16 protein-coding genes, 2 tRNA genes and 2 pseudogenes are annotated in these 23,272 nt (G+C 65.0%); 5 read left to right on the top strand and 15 right to left on the bottom strand.

Annotated features, from left to right (window positions below; translation table 11 throughout):
- Position 1: 1 nt before the first annotated feature.
- From P0Y64_14525 to moaA, 10 genes and pseudogenes are all read right to left on the bottom strand, one after another.
- Complete coding sequence (locus tag P0Y64_14525) at positions 2 to 886, bottom strand: FAD:protein FMN transferase (protein ID WEK42588.1); 885 nt, start codon at positions 884 to 886, stop codon at positions 2 to 4.
- A gap of 98 nt (positions 887 to 984) precedes the next feature.
- Positions 985 to 1,821: a DUF4198 domain-containing protein gene (locus P0Y64_14530; protein ID WEK42589.1), complete on the bottom strand. Its 837-nt coding sequence runs from the start codon at positions 1,819 to 1,821 to the stop codon at positions 985 to 987.
- A 32-nt stretch (positions 1,822 to 1,853) separates the two neighbouring features.
- Positions 1,854 to 2,327, bottom strand: a complete 474-nt coding sequence (locus P0Y64_14535) for a DUF2271 domain-containing protein (protein ID WEK42590.1) — start codon at positions 2,325 to 2,327, stop codon at positions 1,854 to 1,856.
- Between the two features lie 11 nt (positions 2,328 to 2,338).
- Positions 2,339 to 2,989 (bottom strand): PepSY-associated TM helix domain-containing protein, encoded by a 651-nt coding sequence (locus tag P0Y64_14540; GenBank protein ID WEK42591.1) that lies wholly within the window; start codon positions 2,987 to 2,989, stop codon positions 2,339 to 2,341.
- A gap of 197 nt (positions 2,990 to 3,186) precedes the next feature.
- A complete protein-coding gene (locus P0Y64_14545) occupies positions 3,187 to 3,681 on the bottom strand; it encodes an RcnB family protein (GenBank protein ID WEK42592.1) in 495 nt (164 codons plus the stop codon).
- A 219-nt stretch (positions 3,682 to 3,900) separates the two neighbouring features.
- Positions 3,901 to 3,975: transfer RNA gene (locus tag P0Y64_14550), tRNA-Gln, on the bottom strand.
- Positions 3,976 to 4,099: 124 nt separating this feature from the next.
- Positions 4,100 to 6,164: pseudogene (locus tag P0Y64_14555) on the bottom strand (S9 family peptidase).
- Between the two features lie 148 nt (positions 6,165 to 6,312).
- Positions 6,313 to 6,387: transfer RNA gene (locus tag P0Y64_14560), tRNA-Asn, on the bottom strand.
- 67 nt (positions 6,388 to 6,454) lie between these two features.
- The gene (locus P0Y64_14565) at positions 6,455 to 7,234 is read right to left on the bottom strand and encodes an NAD kinase (protein WEK42593.1); all 780 of its coding nucleotides are present in this window, start codon (positions 7,232 to 7,234) and stop codon (positions 6,455 to 6,457) included.
- Positions 7,231 to 8,244 (bottom strand): GTP 3',8-cyclase MoaA, encoded by a 1,014-nt coding sequence (gene moaA, locus P0Y64_14570; protein WEK42594.1) that lies wholly within the window; start codon positions 8,242 to 8,244, stop codon positions 7,231 to 7,233. The genes P0Y64_14565 and moaA overlap by 4 nt, the downstream gene beginning before the upstream one ends.
- A 113-nt stretch (positions 8,245 to 8,357) precedes the next feature.
- Between moaA and P0Y64_14575 the strand changes: the two genes are divergently transcribed.
- Positions 8,358 to 10,004, top strand: a complete 1,647-nt coding sequence (locus P0Y64_14575; protein ID WEK42595.1) for an EAL domain-containing protein — start codon at positions 8,358 to 8,360, stop codon at positions 10,002 to 10,004.
- Here the strand turns inward: P0Y64_14575 and mfd are convergent.
- Both mfd and P0Y64_14585 read right to left on the bottom strand, forming a co-directional pair.
- Positions 9,955 to 13,427, bottom strand: a pseudogene (gene mfd, locus P0Y64_14580) (transcription-repair coupling factor). The gene P0Y64_14575 and the pseudogene mfd overlap by 50 nt on opposite strands.
- Before the next feature lie 61 nt (positions 13,428 to 13,488).
- The gene (locus tag P0Y64_14585; protein ID WEK42596.1) at positions 13,489 to 13,755 is read right to left on the bottom strand and encodes a succinate dehydrogenase assembly factor 2; all 267 of its coding nucleotides are present in this window, start codon (positions 13,753 to 13,755) and stop codon (positions 13,489 to 13,491) included.
- Positions 13,756 to 13,826: 71 nt separating this feature from the next.
- Between P0Y64_14585 and recG the strand changes: the two genes are divergently transcribed.
- Positions 13,827 to 15,881 carry an ATP-dependent DNA helicase RecG gene (gene recG / locus P0Y64_14590; GenBank protein WEK42597.1) on the top strand — a complete coding sequence of 685 codons (2,055 nt, stop codon included), beginning with the start codon at positions 13,827 to 13,829 and terminating at the stop codon, positions 15,879 to 15,881.
- A 38-nt stretch (positions 15,882 to 15,919) separates the two neighbouring features.
- Here recG and P0Y64_14595 read toward each other — a convergent pair whose 3' ends face one another.
- Positions 15,920 to 17,242 (bottom strand): dicarboxylate/amino acid:cation symporter, encoded by a 1,323-nt coding sequence (locus P0Y64_14595; GenBank protein WEK42598.1) that lies wholly within the window; start codon positions 17,240 to 17,242, stop codon positions 15,920 to 15,922.
- Positions 17,243 to 17,336: 94 nt separating this feature from the next.
- Here P0Y64_14595 and P0Y64_14600 point away from each other — a divergent pair, with 94 nt between their 5' ends.
- On the top strand, positions 17,337 to 18,584 hold the full coding sequence (locus P0Y64_14600; protein WEK42599.1) for a Xaa-Pro peptidase family protein: 1,248 nt from the start codon (positions 17,337 to 17,339) through the stop codon (positions 18,582 to 18,584).
- Positions 18,585 to 18,630: 46 nt separating this feature from the next.
- Complete coding sequence (rmuC, locus tag P0Y64_14605; GenBank protein WEK42600.1) at positions 18,631 to 20,007, top strand: DNA recombination protein RmuC; 1,377 nt, start codon at positions 18,631 to 18,633, stop codon at positions 20,005 to 20,007.
- A gap of 110 nt (positions 20,008 to 20,117) precedes the next feature.
- On the opposite strand, the gene P0Y64_14610 is transcribed toward rmuC, so the two are convergent.
- Complete coding sequence (locus P0Y64_14610) at positions 20,118 to 20,726, bottom strand: hypothetical protein (protein WEK42601.1); 609 nt, start codon at positions 20,724 to 20,726, stop codon at positions 20,118 to 20,120.
- A gap of 145 nt (positions 20,727 to 20,871) precedes the next feature.
- Positions 20,872 to 21,759, bottom strand: coding sequence for a hypothetical protein (locus P0Y64_14615; protein ID WEK42602.1), 888 nt, complete (start codon positions 21,757 to 21,759; stop codon positions 20,872 to 20,874).
- A 392-nt stretch (positions 21,760 to 22,151) separates the two neighbouring features.
- Between P0Y64_14615 and P0Y64_14620 the strand changes: the two genes are divergently transcribed.
- Positions 22,152 to 23,228, top strand: a complete 1,077-nt coding sequence (locus P0Y64_14620) for a YadA-like family protein (GenBank protein ID WEK42603.1) — start codon at positions 22,152 to 22,154, stop codon at positions 23,226 to 23,228.
- The last annotated feature ends 44 nt before the right edge of the window (positions 23,229 to 23,272 follow it).

Here is a 23,272-nt window from a genome sequence, read left to right on the forward strand (position 1 = left end):
GCTAATCGACGAGCATTGCGCGTAGCGTCGCACTCAGGCGTTCCTCGATTTGCGCTCCGTTATCGCAGACAAGGCGCGCCGCGATGCCATGGCGATCCGCCAGCGCGATCCCCGCTTCGCCGCCCAGCACGGCCAAGGCGCTCGCCCACGCATCCGCATCGATCGCTGCGGTGGCGATAACGCTCGCGGCGATCACGTCATTGGCGGGCGGGCGACCGGTATGCGGATCGATATTGTGATCGCCGCGCACATAGCGACCGGATGTCGCCACTGCGAGCCCATGGAGCGCGATGCGCAGCGGGGCGAGCGAGGCATCGGGCGGATTTTCCAGATCGACCCACCATGGCTCCCCGTCGGGGCGAATACCCCGCCCGACCAATTCCCCGCCGACCTCGATCAGCGCGTGCCGGACCCCGTGCGCCCCCAGCAGGTCGGCCACAGCGTCGACCGCATGGCCCTTGGCGATGCCCGACAGATCGAGGGCGATGCCACCGGGTTGGCGCAGACGCCGGGCCGGAGCATCCCACGCCAGCCGCCGCCAGCCGGATTGTGCTCGCGCAGCCGTGATCGCCGCCTCGTTCGGTGTAGGCTGCTGGCCGGGCGGGCCGAAGCCCCACAGATCCACCAATCGGCCAATCGCGGGATCGAATGCGCCGCCGGTAAGCTCGGCGAGCGCGAGCGCGCGTGCCACTACCGTCGCGAAATCGGGTGGGAGCGCGATCCACTCACCAGCAGACCCCCGGTTGAAACGGCTGAGCAGGGAGCCTTCGTCCCAATGGCTCATTTCCGCGACCAACCCCGCGAGCCGGGTGATGATCGCGCTTTCGATGGCGGCGGGATCAGCGGCATGCGGCTTGGCTGCGAGGACACGCCAACGCGTGCCCATCGTTTCGCCTTCCAGCGTAACGATAGGCGCGGTGTGATCGTGCCCCGCAAGGACGGCGGGATCGATCGCCGCCGGCAAGGCGATGCGCGGGCCGCCGCTCAGGGGGTCATCACCTCTACGGTGGTGGTGTAGCTCATGCGGCGCTCGGTCGCCTTGGGGTTGCTCGCTTTGGCATCGGTGGCGGTGGCATTGAGCCAATACATGCCGGCGGTCGGCCAGTTGACTGTCGCTATGCCGTCGTTCGCGGTGGTCACTTCGACCGCACCCTCGGCGTTACGATAGCGTTTGCCGCCCGGGATCACCGTTACCTTCAAACCCGGCGCCGGCTTGCCGTCGATCAAGAAGCGGAAGCGCGCCGGCTCGCCGGCGACCAGCTCGTCGGGATGGGTGATCGGCGCGAACTCAAGGCCCTTGCCAGTCGGCTTGAACACCGTCGTCGTCGGTTCGCCCGCCGTCACGAAAATCTCGTTGCGGCTGAGCGTTTCGCTGACCTTCACCTCGGTGGCGTTCGCCGGGATGTCGGCGATCGTCAGCGGTGCGGGCGCGCCGGGCTGCGGCGGCCCGCGACGGCCGATGCGCTTTTCCACGCCGTCCGCCTTGAAGGTTCCGGAGAAGCCGCTCATTTCGCTGCCGATCTTCCATGTGCCCGGCTTGTCGAGCTTGACGTCGAACACCGAGCGATAACGCCCGGTCGAGCCGTTCTGGATTTCGCCAGCGGCGCCGTCGGGCTGCCAGACCTTCATTTGTTCCAGACGCCCCGGCTGATGATCGGCGTAGAACAGATCGTTCGAGACGGCGCTGTCCACCGTCACCCAGCTATCAGTGCCAGAAAAGACGGTGCCCGACGGCAGGAGCCACATGCGATGCGCGGAAAGCCCCGCCGGCACCGATAGGAGTGCGGCCGCGGCGAGCAGGCGGGTGGTCAGGCTCTTCATATCATCCTCCCAGAAAAATCATCGCTGAACGGTCAGCGGATCTCGATCGCGCCAAGCTCGTGGCTGCCGCTGGCGCGGCCCTTCGCACCGGGCACCGTCAGCGGCACTGTCACGATTTCGCGCCCACCCGTTTCGCGCGCCGCCTCTACGTTCAGCACATAAGCGCCGGGCTTGAGATCGGCGGGGAGCGGGATCTGGTACTGGCCGGGCGCGCGGGTCGCTCCGCTGACCCCGTTCGCCGGCATCGCGAGGCTGCGGCCGCCCTTGCGCCACCAGGCACGCAGATCGGACAACCATTTCGTGCCTGGCTCGTTGCCGCCCTTCTTCACGTCATACCATACCGCAAGCGTGCGCGCCGGGCCGCCAGCGGCAGGCTCCAGCCACACGGCGACATATGGGCGATGATATTCCGCGACCGACAAGCGTGTCACTGTGACGGTGATCGTGCCCGCGCTGGCGGGGGCGGCAATAACCCCGCCGAGGGTAAGCATCAGGGTTGGACGCATCGAAAATCCTCTCAATGGATCAGCAGAATGGCGATCAGCGCCGGAATCACCAGCCCCGCCGCGACCAACGGCCAGGTCGAGGGGCGATGCCGAGCGTGGAGTTGCAGCAGCAACAGGCCGGTGAGCGTGAACAGGATGCAGGCGATCGCGAAAATGTCGATGAACCAGAACCACGCGCCGCCCGCGTTCCGCCCCTTGTGGAGATCGTTCAGATAGGAAACCCAGCCGCGATTGGTCACTTCTGCGGTGATCTTCCCATTTCCACGATCGATGCTCACCCAGGCGTCTCCACCCGGACGCGGCAAGGCGACATAGACCTCTCCGTCGGACCATTCGCCCGCACGGCCGGCCGGATCGAGGCCGACCGCATTTTCCACGGCCGTTGCGACGGCAGCAGGAAGGGCCGCCGCGTCAGCATGAGGACGGGCCAGTTGCGCGCGCAACGGGGACGGAAGTTCGCCAGAACGTTGGGTGACAACCGGGGAGGCGCTGATCGTTGCGGCGTGGTTCAGTGTGATGCCGGTGATGGCGAACAACAGCATCCCGATCAGCGATAGCGCAGCGCTCACCCAATGCCAGGTGTGGAGCTGTTTCAGCCACCAGCTTCGCCATCGCCGGCGTGGCGCCCGAGGGGCGTGAGAGGGGGATGTGGAACTGGTCACCAATCGCCCCTAGCCTGTCCGTGGGGCGTTGAGCAACGGCTATTGCGATGCACTCGCGATAAGATTGCCGATTTTAAGCAAGCCGTTGTTGTTCATTTTATCCGATACAGCGGAAGATACGAACAGGAATATTCGTACAAATGGCCCCCGGAATGATCCGAGGGCCATTTTGTTTTGATTGGAGCCAAAGCGGGGGCCTACGGGAAAATGGCATATACCGTTTGCACCACCTCTCCGGTCGTCATGTCGATCAGCAATGCATCCGGACCGTAGCGAACCCATTCGAAACCGACCGGCGGCAAATCCAGCCCGAACAACCAATAGTCGGACAGGATATAGTCCGGTGACCAATATAGCCGGGGCAGAATCTGGCCGTAGGCATAGCGACGATAGGCGTAGCCATGCGGCGGGTGATACGGCCCAATGCGATAGGCCTGCGGTGCCGTGAAATTATGCCGATAGGCATCGCGATCCATCGTCTGCGGGCGGTTCGCGGTTTCGGGTGGACGCATGATTGGGGCGTAGCCTTGCGGCGCGCGCATCGGCTCTGCCATCATTTGATGACCCATCGGCGGCATGCCGCCGTGCTCGCCCTCCCGTCGTTGCGCATCGGCGGTACCGGCGGCAGTCGTCGCCAGCAGCATCAGCGTAACGTAGAGCAAATCGCGTGAGCGCATGGAGATTCTCTGCATAAAATGCTCCTTCATCGATCAGCGGATAAACGGCATGCGCCGATATAGCAGCGCCGAGTCAGCCGGAGCGTGTCTGCTGGATGAATTCACGGTAACGGGATGCGACGATTTCGTGTCGCCAAGCCATGCTCGAGCGAGGCGCGGAATCAGATGAGGCCGCTGTCGGCGTGCGCCCGCCCGGGATCCCGGATCGTCAAAGCACTTTTCGGAATTTCCGACTGGCTGGGGCGGCAGGATTCGAACCTGCGAATGGCGGCATCAAAAGCCGCTGCCTTACCACTTGGCGACGCCCCAGCATCGGTTGCGGAGGGGCCCCTTAGCGTGCGTTCGCGGGAACCGCAATTGCCGCTGGAGGGATCATTGCTCACGCCAGTCGCCGCGCACCGACATTAGCGTCGATGCGCGGCGCTTTTTCGTTTCACTCGGCGTTAGGCTTCGCTCGATTCGCGCGATAGCGATCGAACCACGCGATTATCGCCGAAGCCTTGGCGGCGCTCTGGGACGGGCGGGCGGCGAGGCCGCCGTGGCTGGCGCCGGGCACCTTTACCAGCGCGGTAGGGACGCCCTGGATCTGGAGCGCGGCATAATATTGCTCGCTCTCACTTACCGGCGTGCGATAATCCTCGCCGCCGACCACCACCAGCGTTGGCGTTTTGACGTTGCCGACGAGGCTGAGCGGCGAACGCTTCCAATAGCTCATTGGATCTTCCCACGGCAGTTTGGCGAACCAATAGCGTGAGGTGAACAACGTGTTGTCCATCGTCAGCGCCTCGCTTGCCCAGTTGATCACCGGCTTCTGTGTCGCGGCAGCCTTGAAGCGATCGGTCTTACCGACGATCCAGGCGGTGAGCACCCCGCCGCCCGATCCGCCGGTGACGAACAGATTGTCCGGATCAGCAGTGCCGTCCGCGATCGCGGCGTCAACCGAGGCGATCAGATCGTCATAATCCTGGCTCGGATAATTCTTGTCGATCAGATTGGCGAATTCCGCACCGTAGGAGGTCGAGCCGCGCGGGTTGGTCCACAGCACCGCATAACCGGCGGCGGCATAAAGCTGCACATCGGTGGAGAAGCTGGGGCCGTAGGCGCTGTTGGGGCCGCCGTGGATCTCGAGGATCAACGGCACCTTTTGTCCCGGCTGGCGCCCTGGCGGGGGTGGCGAGCCACGCGTCGATGGCCCGGCCGTCCGGCGCGGTGACGGCGATCTTGCGCACCGGCGCCATCGTCTTTGCTTCGAGCAGGTTCGCGTTGAGATCCGTGAGCCGTCGGGCCTTTCCGCCCGAGGAGACCCACACATCTGCCGGGGCGTTCGCCTCGCCGCCCGTATAGGCGATCACGCCATTACGAGAGACGGAGAAATCGCCCCCGGTGTAAGGCCGGTCGATCCCGCCGCCAGCGACGTTCTCGACGATGGTCGAGGCGCGGCCATCGAGCGTGATCCGCGCCACCTTGCGCTTCCCGTGATCGTCATAGCTCGCATAGAGACTGTTGCCGTCCGCCGCCCAGCTAGCATCCTCGATCCCGCGATCCAGCGACGGGGTCAGTGAGCGCGGGTTTTCCGCTGCCCGGCCGCCGACGTAGAGCTGCGTATTCTCATAGCTGCGACGATGATCGTCGAACCCGAGCCACGCGACTTTCGATCCATCCGGCGAGAAGCGCGGTGCGGCATCCGGGCCATCCCGGCTGGTGAGGGTGTGCAAGTCGCCGGTCGCGGTGTCGACCGAGATCACCTCGCTGTTCAACACCTGACGCTCGGCATCGGGGGTGCGAATCGCTGAGAACAGGATGGCGCGGCCGTCCGGGCTCCATGAAAGCGGACCATTGTCGTCGAACTTGCCGAAGGTGAGCTGGCGCGCGCCACCGCCGTCCGCCGAGACGACGAAGAGGTGATCGTTGCCCGGCTTGATATAGCCGCCGCCATCGGCGCGGTAGGTGATGCGGTCGATCACCTCCAGCGGCTCGGCCCATTTTGCGCCTTCGGGTTTGGCGGGCGCCTTGCCCAGCGTCATGGCGTCGCCCGCGACCGTAGCGATATAGGCGAGGCGGCGCCCATCCGGCGACCAGGCGAGCGAGTTGGGATCGTTCGGAAGCGCGGTTACGCGCGTCACCGCGTCATTGCCCAACCAGCGGACGAACAATTGCGGGTTGGCACCGTCTGACGCGACATAGGCGATTCGGGTGCCGTCCGGTGACCAGCGCGGGCTTGAGCCGCTCGCGGCGAACGGTTTCTGCCGCCCGGTCGCGACGTCGATCAGCCATAAGGAGGATTGCATACGATCCGACATTACGTCGCCGGACCGGCGGACATAGACGATGCTGCGCCCGTCAGGGCTGATTTGCGGATCGGCGGCGATCGATAGCTGGAACAGATCGTTGCCGGTGAAGGCGCGGGTCGGCGCCTCGGCTGGTTTCGCGCTCGGCTGTGCCTGCGCCATTGCGGGCACGGCGACCGTCGCGAGAAGAAGTGCTGCGAGAAGGCGCATCGATGATTCCCCCGTTTATAATGGCGGAAGGGATGCGTCGCGGCGCTGGCGGTGGCAAGTATGATGTGATCGCGGGCTTGGCGCCCGTTCTCGGGCACGGCGGTCGCCGTGCGGCTGTCATATCAGCAAGGCGATGAAGTCCGCACGGTGGCTCCCTGAGTAGGATTCGAACCTACGGCCGCTCGATTAACAGTCGAGAGCTCTACCGCTGAGCTATCAGGGAATGCCGTGCGGGAGGCGCGTCTATACCCGTCAAAATTTTAGATGCAACCCCAGTTTCATCAGGATTTTCACGCGATGAACTGTTCCATCGTAATCCGGTCGTCGAGCGCGTGTTCGGGATCGAACAGCAGGGTGAGTTCGCGCGCGCGATCCATCGCGATATCCACCTGTGAGACATCGCGGATTTCGCGCTGATCGGCCACGGCAGAGACGGGGCGCTTATCGGGATCGAGGATGCGCAGCGAGATTCGGGCCCGCTCCGGCAGGATCGCACCGCGCCAGCGCCGAGGACGAAACGCGCTGATCGGGGTGAGCGCCAGCAGCGCCGAGCCGAGCGGCAGAATCGGCCCATGCGCCGAGAGATTATAGGCGGTCGATCCGGCTGGGGTGGCGACGAGGATGCCGTCGCAGGCCAGTTCCTCCAGCACGATGCGGTCGTTGACCGTCACCTCGATCTTTGCGGTCTGCCGTGTTTCGCGGAGCAGCGATACTTCATTGATCGCGGGCAGCGTGTGGATGCGGCCATCGATGCCGGTGGCAGTCATCAACAGCGGCGTGACCTTGAAGGCGCGCGCGCGATCGAGCCGGTCATCCAGGCCATGCTGCCGCCACTCGTTCATCAGGAAGCCGACCGTGCCCAGATTCATGCCGAATACCGGGGGCGGGGGGCGGCGTGCCTCCAGCATGGAATGCAGCGTCTGGAGCATGAAGCCGTCGCCACCCAGTGCGATGACCAGATCGGCCTCTTCGATCGAGCACCAATCCCATGCGTCGAACAATTCGGCGCGGGCAGCCTGCGCTGTGGCGGTGGGCGAGGCGACCAGCGCCCGCCGGGGATAGCTCGTCATCCGCCTGTCACGCTCATGTGGCGCGAAACCGCGGGGGCAGCACCGGGCGTCATGTTGAAATCGTGGCGCCGCGGCTTGGCGGCGACGGCTTCGTCGATCGCGGAGTCGAGTGCAGCGACTCCCCCCGAGCGCAATGCGTCCTTCAGGTCCATCTGATCGTCATGGCCAAGACAGGAATATAGCCGCCCCTCGGTCGTCAGTCGCACGCGGTTGCATCCGTCGCAGAAATTGGCCGTGAGCGGAGAGATCAGCCCGAGCCGTGTATCGCTGCCCGCCACGCGCCAGTAACGCGCGGGGCCGCCGGTGCCCTGCATCTCGCGAACGAACGAATGACTCGCCGAAAGCTGTTGGAACACGTTGGTGAGAGGAAGGAAGCGGTCGATGCGATCTTCGTCGATCGCGCCGAGCGGCATGGTTTCGATCAACGTCAGATCCAACCCTTCGGTCACGCACCAATTGAGCATGGCCGGAATTTCTTCATCGTTCAGGCCCTTTAGCGCGACCATGTTGATTTTCACCCGCAGACCAACAGCCCGCGCCGCCGCTATTCCGTCGAGCACCTGCGCCACATCACCGTGCCGGGTGATGAAGCGAAAACGATCCGGGTCACGGCTGTCGAGGCTGACGTTGATGCGGCGGATGCCGGCGTCGAACAGCGCCTGGGCGTGATCCGCGAGCCGCGTGCCGTTGGTGGTCATCGTGAGTTCGTCGAGCCCATGCCCGACATGCGTGCCGAGCCGACGAACCAGATCGATAACGTCGCGTCTTACGAGTGGCTCGCCGCCGGAGAGGCGAATTTTGCGAACCCCGCGCGCGATGAAGCGTTCGGCGATGATCGCGATCTCCTCCAGCGCGAGCAATTTGCTACGCGGCAGAAATGTCATGCGTTCGGCCATGCAATAGCGACAGCGCAGGTCGCAACGATCGGTAACGGAGACGCGCAGATAGCTAATCCCACGTCCGAAGCCGTCGACGAGCGCGCCGGGCGCATGAAGATCGGTGGCCGCCATCGCCCTGGAGAGCTAGGCGCTCCGGCCCGGTGCGGCAAGTCTGCGGTAAATATCGGCCCGGATCGGTCATGAAATGATTGGCGAGCGGGCCTTGGGGCGCTAACAAATCCTTAATGAAGGGTCAGCCGCGCTTTCCGAAGCCCACCACCACGATCGCGATCGCCCCCGATGCGGCGCGCGGCGACCTGGAGCCGCTGCTTGCAGCGGCCGGTTGGCTGAGCAGCGATGCCGCGCCGCTCGTCCGGCTAGTGGATGCGCGCGCCGGGCTGGCGACACTCGCCGCACTGGCGCCGGTCGCGTTCGAAGAACAGGCGGCACTGGTCGCGATCCTCGACTCGGATAGCATGTCGGCCGCCGCTTATGATGCTGGTGCGACACATATCGTGATTGGTGAGGAGCCGGCCGCCTTGCTGCTTATGCTGCGCTTTGCTGCGCGGCATGCCCGGCGCGTGCGACGACAGGCCTTCGCGCGGCGCGGCGAGGAAGCGGCCCCCGGCGAGGTCGCGCGTTTCCTTGCGACCCGGGACGCTGAAGGAGGCTCGCCGGCGATGCTGGCGATCAGCCTGACCCGCTTCGATATCGTCAATGCGGCGTTTGGGCGCTCGATCGGCGACGCGTTGCTGGCTGCGGCTTTTGCGCGAATCGTCGATGCGTTGGGCGGTATCGCTCCCGATGATCGTCAGATAGCGCGTGGCGATGGCGCAGCATTCGAGATTGCGCTCGCCACCGACGAAGCCGCCATCGTTCAGGCGCTGAACGCGATCGAGGCCGCGCTCGCGCGTCCATTCGATACCGGCGATGCGATGATCAACCTAGGCGCGCGGATCGGCGTGGCGCGTGGCGGCTCGGTTGCGGAGCTGCCGGCCCGCGCCCGTGATGCGCTGGATGCCGCGCGCGGTAGCGACAGCGCGGCGGTGCGGCAGGCATCGCGCACCTATGCGGCGCCGCTCGCGCGCCTTGCCGCGGATCTGCACCGCGCGATCGATCGCAACGAGATCGCGATCCTGTTCCAGCCGCAGGTGGCGCTTGCCTCAGGCGCGATCACCGGCGTGGAAGCGCTGGCGCGATGGGATCACCCGTCACTCGGCACATTGGGAGCGGAAACCTTGTTCGCGGCGGCCGATCGAGCCGATCTCGGCGCAGCACTATCGGAGCATATCCTTGTCCGCTCGCTCGCGATCGCCTCGCAATGGCCGGCGATGCTGCGGAATCTGCGGATCGCCGTGAATGTCACTGCCGCCGATGTGGCGCGCCCCGATTTCGCACAGCGCTTCGTCGATCACGTGACGGCGAGCGGAATCGTACGCGGACGGATGACGGCCGAAATCACCGAAACCGGTTTGATCAGCGACCTCGATATCGCCGCAGCCGCGCTCGGCGCGCTGCGGGAGCAGGGAGTGCGGGTTGCGATCGACGATTTCGGCACCGGCTATTCCAGCCTCGCCTATCTGAAGGCGTTGCCGCTCGATTATCTCAAGATCGACCGCAGCCTGACGCGCGACATCGCCGGTTCCGCGCGTGACCGGGTGATCGTGCGCGGCGTGATCGCGATGGCGCATGCGCTAGGCCTCGCAACGATCGCGGAAGGCGTGGAGACGGCGATCGAGCGCGATATGCTCGCGGGTGAGGGCGGCGATCTCTATCAGGGCTATCTCTGCGCGGGGCCGCTCGACAGCGACGCGCTGGCCACGCTCTTTGCCGCCTGGACGCTCAACCCGCGGCCTTCGCCAGCCCCTTCGACAATTGCAGCGCACCGTTGAGCCGGGCATCCGGGTCCGGCCAGGCGCGGGTCAGCGCGAATTTCGAATCCGGGCGCAGCTTGGCGATCGCGCCGAGCCGCTGGACATAAGCGAGCAGCCCGTCGACGTTCGGGGGCCGATCATCGTGGAAGGTGACGAGCGCGCCCTTCGGTCCGATATCCATCTTCGCGACGCACGCCTTTTTGGCGTTCATCTTGATTTCGATCACCCGGATCAGATTTTCGGTCGGCTCGGGCAGCTTGCCGAAGCGGTCGATCATCTCGGCGGCGAATGACTCGAGCGCCCGCTTGTCGTCCAGCTCGTTCAGACGGCGATAAAGGCCCATGCGCAGATCGAGATCCGGCACGTAATCTTCCGGGATCAGGATCGGTGCGTCGACGGTGATCTGCGGCGAGAAATCGCGCGGACGCTGGGCGAGGCCGCCGGCCTTGGCGTCCATGATCGCCTCTTCCAGCATCGACTGGTAGAGTTCGTAGCCGACCTCCTTGATATGACCGGATTGTTCGTCGCCGAGCAGATTGCCCGCGCCGCGGATGTCGAGATCGTGGCTGGCGAGTTGGAATCCTGCCCCCAGCGTGTCGAGATCGGAAAGCACCTTCAGCCGCTTTTCCGCCGCATCGGTCATCTGCCGTTCCGGCGGGGTGACGAGATATGCGTAAGCACGCGTCTTGGAACGCCCGACGCGTCCGCGTAGCTGATAGAGCTGCGCGAGGCCGAAGCGATCGGCGCGGTTGATGATCATCGTATTGGCGGAGGGGATGTCGATCCCGCTCTCGATGATCGTGGTGGAGACGAGCACCTCGAACTTCTTGTCGTAGAAGGCGCTCATCCGCTCCTCTACCTCGCTCGCCGCCATCTGGCCGTGCGCGATGACGTAGCGGATTTCGGGCACCTCGTTGCGCAGATATTCCTCGATATCCGGCAGGTCCGCGATGCGCGGGGTGACGAGGAAGCTCTGGCCGCCACGATAATGCTCGCGCAGCAGTGCCTCGCGCAGCACCACCGGATCCCATGGCATCACATAGGTGCGTACCGCGAGGCGATCGACGGGCGGCGTCTGGATCACCGATAGCTCGCGCAGGCCGGACATCGCCATCTGCAATGTGCGCGGGATCGGTGTGGCGGTGAGCGTCAGCACATGGACGTCGCTTTTCAGCGCCTTCAGCCGTTCTTTGTGGGTGACGCCGAACCGCTGTTCCTCGTCGACGATGACAAGGCCGAGCCGCTTGAATTCAAGGCTTTTGGCGAGCAGCGCATGGGTGCCGACGACGATATCAATGTCGCCCGATGCGACACGCTCCTTGGTCGCCTTCGTTTCATTGGCACTGACGAGACGCGAGATCCGGCCGATGTTGAGCGGGAAGCCTTCGAAGCGGGTGACAAAATTCTGGTAGTGTTGGCGCGCGAGCAATGTGGTGGGGCAGACTACGGCCACCTGCATTCCCGCCATCGCGGCGACGAAGGCGGCACGCAATGCAACCTCCGTCTTGCCGAAGCCGACATCGCCGACGATCAGCCGGTCCATCGGCTTGCCGGCGGAAAGATCGCCCAGCACATCCTCGATCGCGCGATCCTGATCGTCGGTTTCCTCATACGGGAAACGATCGACGAACGTCGGATAACCGCTCGAATCCGGCTCCGCGACATCGCCCGAGCGCAGCGCGCGTTCGGCTGCGATCGCGATCAACTCACCCGCGATTTCGCGGATGCGCTCCTTCATCCGCGCTTTGCGCCGCTGCCAAGCCTCGCCGCCGAGCTTGTCGAGCGCGGCGCCTTCCTCGCTCGAGCCGTAGCGTGAGAGGACCTCGAGATTCTCGACCGGCACGTAGAGCTTGTCGCCACCGGCATAGGTCAGCGCGACGCAATCGTGGGGCGCCTTGCCCACCGGGATCGAGGTCAGCCCCTCATATCGGCCGATTCCGTGATCGACATGGACGACGAGATCGCCAGGCGAGAGCGTCGCCAGTTCCGCAAGAAAGGCGTCGGCCGACTTGCGCCGCTTGTGGCGGCGAACAAGCCGGTCGCCGAGCATGTCCTGCTCGGTCAGCATCCCGACGCGCGGCGCGGTGAAGCCGTGATCGAGCGGCAGGACGACCAGCGCGACCTGCGTCTCGCCGACCCCCAAGTGCCTCCTGCCACGTCTCGACCGGCTTGGCGCCGTGGAGCCCGTGATCCGTGAGCAGCGTCGCCGAGCCGGTCGCGCGCGCCGATCGAATAGCTCGCCAGCACCGGCGTGCAGCCCGTCCTTGCGCAGCTTGGCGAGGTGCGCAAAGACCACCGCCTCGTAGACATATGGTCACGCCGGCATGCGCGCTCGGGCGCGAAATCGCGCGCGCCGTCGACCCCGAAATCGACCACCCTGGCCGATTCGGGTTCATGGAAGGCGGTCGTCACGATGCGCGGTCGCCGCGTCCAGCGCCCGCGCGCCATTCGCCATCGTCGAGGTAGAGCGTCCTGGCAGGGCAGCGCGCGATAGCTGCCGGGCTGCGCGGCCTCGGCGCGTTTGCGGTTCTCGTAATAGTCGGCGATCGCTTCCAACCGGCCCTCTGCGGCGGCGGTAACTCCGTTGTCGCGGATCACCAGTGCATCGTGGCCGAGATGATCGAACAATGTGGCGAGCTTTTCCTCAAACAGCGGCAGCCAATGCTCCATGCCGGCCAGCCGGCGCCCATCGCTCACCGCCTGATAGAGCGGATCGCCGGTCGCGGTCGCGCCGAAAGTCTCGCGGTAGCGGCTACGGAAGCGTTTGACGCTGTCCTCGTCCAGCAGCGCCTCGGATGCGGGGAGCAGGGTGAAGCCGTCGATCCGCCCAGTGGTGCGCTGGTCGTCTGGATCGAAGGTGCGGACGCTCTCGATCTCGTCGCCGAAGAAATCGAGCCGCAGCGCCTGTTCCTCGCCGCTCGGGAACAGATCGACGATCCCGCCGCGAATCGCATATTCGCCAGCGTCGTGGACGGTATCGGTGCGGACATAGCCGTTCGCCTGAAGCAGCGCGGCGAGCCGGTCGAGGCTGATCCGCTCACCCGGCTTCAGATTGGCGACGAGCTGGCGGATGCGGAACGGGGTGAGCGTGCGCTGCGTCGCGGCATTGGCGGTGGTGAGCACCAGTTGCGGCGCGCGCGGCTTGTGCTGCAGGCGATGCAGCGCGCCGATCCGCTCCGCCATCACGCGTAACGTGGGGGAGGCGCGATCGTAAGGCAGGCAATCCCATGCCGGAAATTCGACGATCTCCAGCTCCGGCGCGAAGAAGTGCGCAGTCCCCGCAATTGCCCGCATCGCCGCCTCGTCCGGCGCGATGAACACCGCCCGCTTCGTCGGCGCCGCGCGCGCGAGATCCGCCAGCAGCGACGGCAGGAAGCCCGCGGGCACGCCGGCGAGCGTCAGCGATTGGGTGGCGGAAAGGATCTGTTTCAGGTCGGGCATGGAAATCTCTCCCCTCCGTGGAAGGGAGGGCTGAAAGGGATCGGGAGGCGCGGCGTTCCCGCTATTCGGGAACCTGCACGTAATTCAGCCCGCGCATCGCCTGCATCATCGGGCCATCCCATTGCGGCGGGCAGGGGATGGAGCCGATCGCCCAACCCATGATGTCCACGTCCTGCTCTTCCAGCAAAGTCTCGAACCAGTCCAGTTCAGCGGCGCTCCAGTCGACGTGGTGAGCATCGAAAAAGCCGCCGATCATCATGTCGGCCTCGCGCGTGCCGCGATGCCACGAACGGAATTTCAGGCGCTTTAGGCGGATTGCGTGGTCCATCGGTCCTCAACGTCAATTGCCCGGCGGGCGCTGGCGGCGCGCGTCGGGTGCGGGTAATGCGCCATGTAGGCATGAGACCAGATATCCTCAATCCGCTGTTCGCAGAGATCACCGCGCTGAAGGGCGTGGGGGCGGCGTTGGCCAAGCCGCTCGACCGGCTGGGGATCGCGCGCGTGGTGGATCTGCTGTTCCACCTGCCGACCGGATGGGTCGATCGCCTGCCGCGCGAGACGCTGGACGCCAGCGATGCGGGGCGGACGATCGCGATCACGCTGGTGCCGCGCGATATCCGCAGCACCGGCAGCGCGCGTGCGCCGACGCGGGTCCATGCCACCGATGCGGCGGGCAATCCGGTGAGCCTGGTTTATTTCGGTGGATCCTCGGGCTGGGTGCGCAAGCTCTACACGATCGGCGAATCGGTGCGCATCTCCGGCAAGCTCGAAAGTTACGGGCAGGAGCTTCAGATCATCCACCCCGATATCGAGGGCGATGAGGGGTTTCGCGAGCGCGAGCCGATCTATCCGCTGTCGGAAGGGATCACCTCGCGCCGCCTCGCCGGACTGATCGAGCAGGCGCTGGCCCGCGCACCAGATCTGTCCGAGTGGATCGAGCCGGGGCTGAAGGCGAAGCGCGACTGGCCGGGCTGGCGCGAGGCAATCACCCGCATCCACACCGATCCGGCCGATCAGCTGGCGCGGACGCGGCTCGCTTATGACGAAGTGTTCGCCAACCAGCTCGCGCTGATGCTGGTCCGCGCGGACAGCCGCAAACGGCGCGGCCGCGCGCTCGCCGGCGACGGACGGCTGCGGGACATGCTCAAGCTGCCCTATGCGCTAACTGGCGCGCAGGCGCGGACGGTGCGGGAGATCGAGGGCGATCTCGCGCAGGAGGCGCCGATGCTGCGGCTGCTGCAAGGCGATGTCGGCTCGGGCAAGACGCTGGTTGCCGCGCATGGCGCTATGCTGATCGCGGTCGAAGCTGGTGCGCAGGGCGCGATGCTCGCGCCGACCGAAATCCTCGCCCGACAGCATTATGAGACGTTGCGGCGTACGCTCGCCGGGCTGCCGATCGAGATTGCGGTGCTCACCGGGCGCGACAAGGGGCGAGCGCGGGAGGCGACACTGATGGGGCTCGCGGACGGCTCGATCCATATCCTCGTCGGCACCCATGCGATCTTTCAGGAGGCGGTCGGCTATCGCGATCTCGGGCTCGTGGTGGTCGACGAGCAGCATCGCTTCGGCGTCGCCGAGCGCATGGCGCTGGCCGCGAAGGGGCGCACCACGCCGCACCTGCTCGCGATGACCGCCACGCCGATCCCGCGCACGCTCACCCTCGCGCAGCATGGCGAGATGGACCAGAGCCGGCTCGACGAGATGCCGCCGGGCCGCGAGCCGGTCGAAACGCGGGTGATCAGCGAGGAGCGGCTGGACGAGGTGGTCGAAGCGCTCGGCCGCCATCTGGCTGAGGGCAAGCAGGCCTATTGGGTCTGCCCGCTGGTTGAAGAGAGCGAGAAAAGCGATCTCGCCGCCGCCGAGGCGCGGGCGGCCGCGTTGGCCAGCCGTTTCGGGGATCGCGTCGGGCTCGTTCACGGTCGCATGAAAGGCGCGGAGAAGGATGCGGTGATGAGCGCATTCGCCGCCGGGCAGCATGGCGTGCTGGTTGCGACGACGGTGATCGAGGTCGGTGTCGACGTGCCTAATGCCACGCTGATCGTGATCGAACACGCCGACCGCTTCGGGCTGGCGCAACTCCATCAGTTACGCGGGCGCGTCGGGCGCGGTGGGGGGCATTCGGTGTGTCTGCTGTTGCGCGGGAATGCCTTGTCCGAAACCTCGCGTGCGCGGCTCGCTTTGATGCGCGAGACCAATGATGGTTTCCGTATCGCGGAGGAGGATCTCCGGCTGCGTGGCGCGGGCGAACTGCTCGGCACACGGCAATCGGGGGAGGCGATGTTCCGGCTCGCGACGAGCGATTTGCTCGGGGAATTGCTCCCGCCTGCCACCGATGACGCGCGATTGCTGATCGATCGTGACGGCGGGCTGGCGGCGGATCGCGGGCAGGCCGCCCGCACCGCGCTCTATCTGTTCGAGCGCGATGCGGGCGTGGCGCTGCTGCGTTCAGGATGAGGTTCGGCCGCTTCCCGATGGGGGAAACGGCCATATTCTCAAAGCCCGCGGAAGCTATCCACGTCGCGAGCCGGTCCACCGCCAGATGGCGCGTGAAGTGGTTCGATGTCGATCGGCTGCGGCGGATCGAAACCGCCCTCCCATTTCGCCACGACCGCGCTGGCCACGGCGTTGCCGATCACGTTGGTCGCGGTGCGCCCCATGTCGAGGAAGTGATCCACCGCGAGGATCAGCAGCAGCCCGGCCTCCGGGATATTGAACATCGGCAGTGTCGCGGCGATCACGACAAGGCTGGCGCGCGGCACGCCGGCGATGCCCTTCGATGTCACCATCAGCACCAGCAGCATTGTGATCTGCGTCTCGATCGGCAGGTGGATGCCATAGGCCTGTGCGATGAACATCGCCGCGAACCCCATGTAGATCATCGATCCGTCGAGGTTGAACGAATAGCCCAGCGGCAGCACGAAGCTTGCGACGCGCGGCGGAACGCCGAAGCGGTCGAGTGCTTCCAGCATACGTGGATAGGCTGCTTCGGAAGAGGCGGTGGAGAAGGCGACGAGCAACGGCTCGCGCACGTAACGGACCAGATCAGTGATGCGTCGCCCGATAAACAGGAAACCGATGCCGATCAGGATGGCCCATAGGACGAACAGCGAGAGATAGAAGGTGCCCATGAAATAGGCGAGCTGGCCGATCACCTTCGGTCCGCGCTCGGTCAGCGTACCGGCGACGGCGGCGAACACCGCGAACGGCGCGAAACGCATCACATAATCGGTGATCTGCAACATCACGTGGACGAGCGCATCGATCGCGCGGACCAGCGGCGCCGCTTTCTCACCCACCGCCGTGATCGCGACGCCGACGAAGACCGAGAAGATCACGATCTGGAGAATCTCGTTCTTCGCCATCGCGTCGACCATCGAGGTCGGGAAGATATGGGCGATGAAATCCTTCAGATTGAAGGCGGCGGTTTCAACTCCGCTTCCGGCCGTGGTGGCGGGCAACGCCAGGTGAACGCCGACGCCGGGCTGGAAAATGTTGACCAGCACCAGACCGAGGCCAAGCGACAGAAAGCTTGCGCCGATGAACCAGCCGAGGCTGCGTGCCCCGATCCGGCCGAGCGCCGCGGTATCCCCCATCTGCGCGATGCCGGAGACAAGCGTCGCGAAAACCAACGGGGCGATGATCATCTTGATCAAGCGCAGGAATACGGTGGTTACGATCGAAAAGTAGCCGGCGAGCGTGTCTAGCCGCGCCTGCGATGCGGCGCTGCCGTCTCCGATCGATGTGTTGAGTGCCAGCCCGCAGACGAGGCCCAGCACCAGCGCGATCAAGATATAGGTGGTTAGCCTCTTGCCCATGGATACTCCCGGAAAAAATCGGCTGGAGGCAAAGGGGATTGCGACAGCGCGGTCAAGCACCGTATCGTTTTCGCTTATGATGATCGACCGCTTTATGCCGACGCGACGGGGCCTGTTGGGTGCTGCTGCGCTGTTGCCGCTCGTCAATCTGGGGGAAGCGGTCCGGGCCGCCGAACCAGATCTGGCCGTGCTCAAGGACATCACGACCGATGTGAAAGCGATCGACGCGCCTGAACGCACCGCGCGACTGGCGCGGGCGCAGGCGTTGATGCGCGATCACGGCATTGGCGCGATCTTGATCGAGCCGGGATCGAGCATGATCTATTTCACCGGTGTCGCCTGGCGGCGCAGCGAGCGGCTCACCGCCGCGATCATCCCCGTTGAGGGCGAGCCTTGCATCGTCACCCCGTTCTTCGAGGAACCTTCGGTGCGCGAAACGCTCGCCGTCCCCGCAGAGGTGCGCGTATGGCAGGAGGATCAAAATCCGCTCGCCGTGGTCGCGGGCTTCCTGCGCGATCGCAAGCTCGGTGGCCGGCCGGTGGGGATCGAGGAAACGGCGCGCTTCTTCGCCTTCGATGGCCTTGCGCGTGCATTGCCCGAAGCAAAGCTAATCTCCGCCAATCCGATCGTGCGGGGTTGTCGCATGATCAAGAGACCGGCGGAACTCGCGCTGATGCAGGCGGCAACCGATGTGACGATCGCAGCCTATCGCTGGCTCCATCCACGCGTCGAAAAGGGCATGACCGGCGCGGAGATTGGGGCATTGATGACAGCCGCGACCCGACGGCTGGGCGGCGATGTGGAATTCTCTATGGCCCTGATCGGGGAAGCCTCCGCCTATCCGCACGGCAGCCGCGAGGTGCATCGCGTGGCGGATGGGCAGGTCGTGCTCATGGATTGTGGTTGCACGGTGCAGGGGTATCAGTCGGATATCTCGCGGAGCTGGGTGCACGGAACGGCGAATGCGGCGCAGCGCAAATTATGGGCTCAGGTGGCGGACGGGCAGCGTATCGCGCTGGCGGCGGCGAAGATCGGCGCGCCAGCCGGATCGGTCGATGATGCGGTGCGCGCTGCTTATACCAAATGGGGCTATGGTCCCGGTTACGAGCTTCCGGGCCTGTCGCACCGCACTGGGCATGGCATTGGGATGGACGGGCACGAGCCGGTCAACCTCGTCCATGGCGAGGCGATGCCGCTCGCGGCCGGTATGTGTTTTTCCAATGAGCCGGGCATCTACATTCCGGGCCAATATGGTGTGCGGCTGGAGGATTGTTTCCACATGACGGCCGATGGCCCGCGCTGGTTCAGCACGCCGCCGACGTCGATCGATGCTCCGGTTTGAGGCAAGGCCATTGCCAAGTGGCTGATGTTCCGATTATGTTCCGGCGATGATAGAAACTGCCGTCATCGCTCTTGTCGCCGTTGTCGTTGGGCTCGCGCTTGGCTGGTTTATTGCGCGGCGTGACGTCGCGGGCTTGCGGGCAGAGCGCGATCAGCGCGCAGACGAATTCAGGAAGGCAATTGTCGATCTCGCCGCCGCGACGGAGCGTGCGAAGGCGGCAGATGGTTTGCGCAGCGAACTCGACGCAATCCGGGATGAGCGTGACAATGCTCGCACAGAGCTTGCCCGCCGCGAAACCGAGGCGGAGGCGTTCGAGGCGCGCCTCACCGAATTCAAGGAAGCGAAGGACGATATGGCCGGGCGCTTCCGAGAGGTCGCCGGCAATCTGCTCGGTGAGGCGCAGAAGGCTTTTTTGGAGCGCGCCGACGAGCGCTTCCGTCAGTCGGAGGAAAGTGCGGGGCAGGGGCTGAAGGCGCTGCTCCAGCCGGTCACCGAGCGACTTCAGCGATACGAAGAAGGCGTCGCCAAGGTAGAGGCAGAACGGCGCGATGCGTTCGGCTCGCTCCATGGCCAGATCGAGGCAATGCGCATCGGGCAGGAATCGGTTCGAGCGGAGGCGCAGAAACTGGTCAACGCGCTGCGCGCCGCACCCAAAGCGCGCGGACGCTGGGGTGAGCAGCAGTTGCGTAACGTACTCGAAACCTGCGGGCTGGCCGAACATACCGATTTCGCGATGGAGGTCAGTGTCACCGGCGATGACGGCGAAAGGTTGCGTCCCGATGCCGTGGTGCGCGTGCCGGGAGGCAAATCGCTGGTGATCGACGCCAAAGTGTCACTCAATTCCTATCAGGACGCGTTTGCTGCGGTTGACGAGAAGGAGCGTCAGCTTGGGTTGACCGCGCACGCCCATGCGATGCGGGCCCACGTCAACACTCTGGGCGCCAAGGCTTATTGGAGCCAGTTCCCCGACGCGCCCGACTATGTGATCATGTTCGTACCGGGCGAACATTTTCTCTCCGCCGCGCTGGAGCACGATTCGACCTTGTGGGACGCGGCGTTCGACAAACGTGTTCTGCTTGCGACGCCGACCAATCTGATAGCGATCGCGCGCACCGTCTCGGCTGTGTGGCGGCAGGAGCGCCTGGCGACCGAGGCGCGACAGATCGGCGCGCTGGGCAAGGAATTATATGATCGGCTCGCCAAGGCGGTCGGCGATCTGCGCGTGGTGGGCAGCGGGCTCAACACTGCGGTCAAAAACTACAACACCTTCGTCAACAGCTTTGAAACGCGAGCACTCGTAAGTGCGCGCAAGCTGCGGGATTTGAATATCGAGCCCGGCGCGCGCGAGATCGAATCGATCTCGCCGGTGGAATTGCTCGCGGGTCATGCAGAGAGCGAAGCGGATAAGCTGACCGCGGAATAGCTCTTTTGATCCGAGGCGGGCCGCCGCACTTGGTTATCAGGCGACGGCGTTTTTCAGTGCGAGAAGCGATACCTGTCGCTGGCTTTTCGCAATTTGTCGTTGTCGGCGGATCAGCTCCCCCGTCGCGCCGAGGCGCGGGCGTCAAGGAGTTGCCACAACCCCCGATGCTGGGCGAGCAACTGCTGCACACCGAAGGTAACGGCGCGCCGAGTCGCGCTGCCGCCGCCAAGATCATCGAGCATGGCGATTGTCTGGCGGTCGGTTGGTAATGGGCTCCGCTCCGGGAAAATACCGACACGCTCGCCGGCGATGACGAGTACGCGGCGGATCGAGGTCCATTCGAGCAGGAACGCCGCCGTCGCGCCAACCGCGCAGCCGACACGATCGGATTCAGCCAACATCGTCAGCGCGTGACGCTGCGAGACGATCGCTGCTTCCGATTGTGCCTGACCCGGCGTGGAGGGCAACGGGCCGACCGCAGCGGTCAGCGTTGCGAGCAAATTACGTTCAGCGTCGAAAGCCAGTGCGGCCGCAGACAACCATTCCCGCACAGCACCCGATGAACCCGGGGCGGTACCCGCCTGATCAATGATACTCGGCGCCATCCCGTGCAGGGCACACAGTGCATGCACCGCATCGGCCAGATCACGCAGGGGTGTCGCCGGATAGGCGAGCGCGACCGGCCAGCTCGCGTTGCCGGTCCCATCCGCATCGACCAATACGGCGATGGATTCACCCAGAAGGGCAGGGGCGGAAGTTGAAACTATTTGCACGATGGTCCCTTGTACAGCACGCCTCGCCGCGACTTATCGTGCGAGATGGTGATCAAGCGGTCCTTCTAGCGTGCCGACGTAAAGACAGAGTTTATGCGACGGCGCGAACGATCGTGATCGCCAACTCCTCGATTCTCCCAGCGATCGTGACAGCCCCGACGCCGATCGCCACCGGCATCGGGGCCGCGCCATGGATCAGGCATTCCGCTGTCACGCTCCGCGCGATGCCGTCGGTCGCGACGGCATCGAGTGCGTGGCCGGCCTGAACCCGACTGCCCACGGTAAGCAAAGAGGCGAAGCGGGCGGTCGCCAGCGCTTCAGCCGCGATGCCGGTCAGCGCCGCCAGATCCGGGGAAGGCGCGACCACATAACCGCGCAGATTTATTCTGACATTGATCGCGCCGGATGCGGCGCCTGCTTCGGACATCGCCAGCAATTGTGCGCGGATAGCGGCAAGCGCCTGCTCGGTCGTGACATCGACCGCGCGCAACAGGCAACCAGTCGGAAACGGCGTGAGATCGCAACGCAGGCGCCGTGAGAGGAAGGTCTCGGGCACAATCTCGATCGACTCGGCGATCCCGCTGGCGATTACCCGTGCAATCGCGTCATCAAGCATTGCGCCGCCGGACGAGGCGATTTCTCCTGGACGAGAACTGCTCCGCATCACTGCGCCGTACCGAGCGCGCGCCGCGCTGCTAGCCAGCGCCACACGCCCCTCTCGATCGAGGATCATCGCGATTGTGCCATCAGCGTCGAGCAATGTGGCGAGCGCGTTGTTATCGGCGGGCGCGACCGAAAGGGGTGCGCATAAAGCTTCCATCACGTCGATAGAGGTCAGCGCATAGCGTGGTCGGCCGCGGTGGAGGATATAGACCGGCGCTCGGGCCGCGCGTTCCTGCCACAATCCGAAATGGCGGACGAGTTGCGACGCGGTGACGCATTGCTGATCACCAGGGCGGATCGATGGGGTGTCGTTCATCGCACGAATCTGATCGCCGAGCGACGATTCCCGCAATGGGGCGGCTCCGTTCCGGATCGGTTGAGATCGGCAAATTGCGGGCATTGTCGCCGGAACGGAGATGATTTGCGCAAACTTCGCCGACCTTATGCCCTTTAGCGGTCGGATCGACGTCCGTGTTTCACGCAGCAATCATGGCAAAAGTCGTCGACCATGTCGCAAGCGCTGCGTGGCTAGAAAGAACGGACCGGCGGCGAAACAGTCCACCTTCGTCGCTGGAAGGGGAGCGATTGTGGGCATGGTCCCTCGCCCGACGCTCTCCGTTTGGTCGCATGACACCTCTTCGGAGGGAGGTGCGGTTTCCCCGGCGGCGTTCTCGTCCATTCGCCGCCGGGACTTTTCGGGAGATCAGGATGCTTCGCCCAAATATTCTGTCGCTTGGAGCGCTGGCCGCGATCCTGCCCGCCCCGGCGTCAGCGCAGACGCTGCTGGATGTGATCGATTCGCTCGTGTCTCTGGACGCTCGCGTCACGCTTCAGGCTGGATCGATCACGTTGATTGACGGCCGCATCACCACCAACACACAGGCGATCACACAATTGGAAGCGGATCGCGCCTCGCTCCTGGATCGGCTGGCCGTAATCGATTCGGCTGCGGCGGCTGCGGCGGTCAATTTGCAGGCGCAGCAACAGGCGCTGGGTTCGCTTGCAGGGCAGCTTAGCGCATCGGTCGGTGTGGCGAACGCGTTGACGCTCGACGTCCAGGCGCAGGGTTCCGCGATCGGCACGCTGAATGCGCAGCTTGGCGCGACCGCGAACGCCGTTGCTCAACAGGGGATTCGCATCGATGTGGTGAACCAGATCGTGTTGGCAGCGCAGGATTCCGTCGTCACGTTGCGTGGCGATCTCGATGAAGGGCGGGCTGGGATGATACGGCAGGTGTATCCGAATGGGCCGATCACGATCGGGGCGCAAAGTGGTGGTAGCTCGGTTTCATTTGCGGGCACCGCCGGGGATCGCCGGCTGACCGGGGTGGCCGATGGGATCGCCGTGAACGACGCCGCGACCGTCGGTCAACTCACCGCATCGAGCACCGCCACTTTATCCGCAGCGAACGGCTATACCGATCGCAGCGCAGCGGCGACGTTGACGGCGGCGAATGACTATACCGATCGGGCGATGGCCGAGACGCTGGATCGTGCCGCCGTCACCAGCCGGCAGATGATCGCGGCGAACAATGTCGAGTTGCGTCGAGACATGAGCGCGCTCGCGGCTGGATCGAACGCGCTCTCTGCGTTGCCGCAGGCGTTCATTCCCGGGCGTGGCATGATGGGCGCGGCGATCGGCGGCAGCCGGGGACAGACCGCGTTCGCGATGGGGCTGTCAAAGGCGTTCATCGGTGAGAATGCGCCGGTAGTGCGGGCGGGCGCCGCCGTCGACACGCGGCATGGCGATTTCAGTTACAATGCCTCGGTCGGTTTCCACTTCTGACCGAAAAGAGAAGGGCGGCCCGCGAGCCGCCCTTCGTGTCGTCG

The organism is Candidatus Sphingomonas colombiensis, assembly GCA_029202845.1.
Classification (GTDB): Bacteria; Pseudomonadota; Alphaproteobacteria; order Sphingomonadales; family Sphingomonadaceae; genus Sphingomonas; species Sphingomonas colombiensis.

What these genes read in the sequence shown, in the direction of transcription:
- P0Y64_14525 (WEK42588.1), bottom strand. Translation starts at nt 886, where the DNA reads ATGGGCACGCGTTGGCGTGTCCTCGCAGCCAAGCCGCATGCCGCTGAT.
- P0Y64_14530 (WEK42589.1), bottom strand. Translation starts at nt 1,821, where the DNA reads ATGAAGAGCCTGACCACCCGCCTGCTCGCCGCGGCCGCACTCCTATCG.
- P0Y64_14535 (WEK42590.1), bottom strand. Translation starts at nt 2,327, where the DNA reads ATGCGTCCAACCCTGATGCTTACCCTCGGCGGGGTTATTGCCGCCCCC.
- P0Y64_14545 (WEK42592.1), bottom strand. Translation starts at nt 3,681, where the DNA reads ATGCAGAGAATCTCCATGCGCTCACGCGATTTGCTCTACGTTACGCTG.
- P0Y64_14565 (WEK42593.1), bottom strand. Translation starts at nt 7,234, where the DNA reads ATGACGAGCTATCCCCGGCGGGCGCTGGTCGCCTCGCCCACCGCCACA.
- moaA (WEK42594.1), bottom strand. Translation starts at nt 8,244, where the DNA reads ATGGCGGCCACCGATCTTCATGCGCCCGGCGCGCTCGTCGACGGCTTC.
- P0Y64_14575 (WEK42595.1), top strand. Translation starts at nt 8,358, where the DNA reads ATGAAGGGTCAGCCGCGCTTTCCGAAGCCCACCACCACGATCGCGATC.
- P0Y64_14585 (WEK42596.1), bottom strand. Translation starts at nt 13,755, where the DNA reads ATGGACCACGCAATCCGCCTAAAGCGCCTGAAATTCCGTTCGTGGCAT.
- recG (WEK42597.1), top strand. Translation starts at nt 13,827, where the DNA reads ATGAGACCAGATATCCTCAATCCGCTGTTCGCAGAGATCACCGCGCTG.
- P0Y64_14595 (WEK42598.1), bottom strand. Translation starts at nt 17,242, where the DNA reads ATGGGCAAGAGGCTAACCACCTATATCTTGATCGCGCTGGTGCTGGGC.
- P0Y64_14600 (WEK42599.1), top strand. Translation starts at nt 17,337, where the DNA reads ATGCCGACGCGACGGGGCCTGTTGGGTGCTGCTGCGCTGTTGCCGCTC.
- rmuC (WEK42600.1), top strand. Translation starts at nt 18,631, where the DNA reads ATGATAGAAACTGCCGTCATCGCTCTTGTCGCCGTTGTCGTTGGGCTC.
- P0Y64_14615 (WEK42602.1), bottom strand. Translation starts at nt 21,759, where the DNA reads ATGAACGACACCCCATCGATCCGCCCTGGTGATCAGCAATGCGTCACC.
- P0Y64_14620 (WEK42603.1), top strand. Translation starts at nt 22,152, where the DNA reads ATGCTTCGCCCAAATATTCTGTCGCTTGGAGCGCTGGCCGCGATCCTG.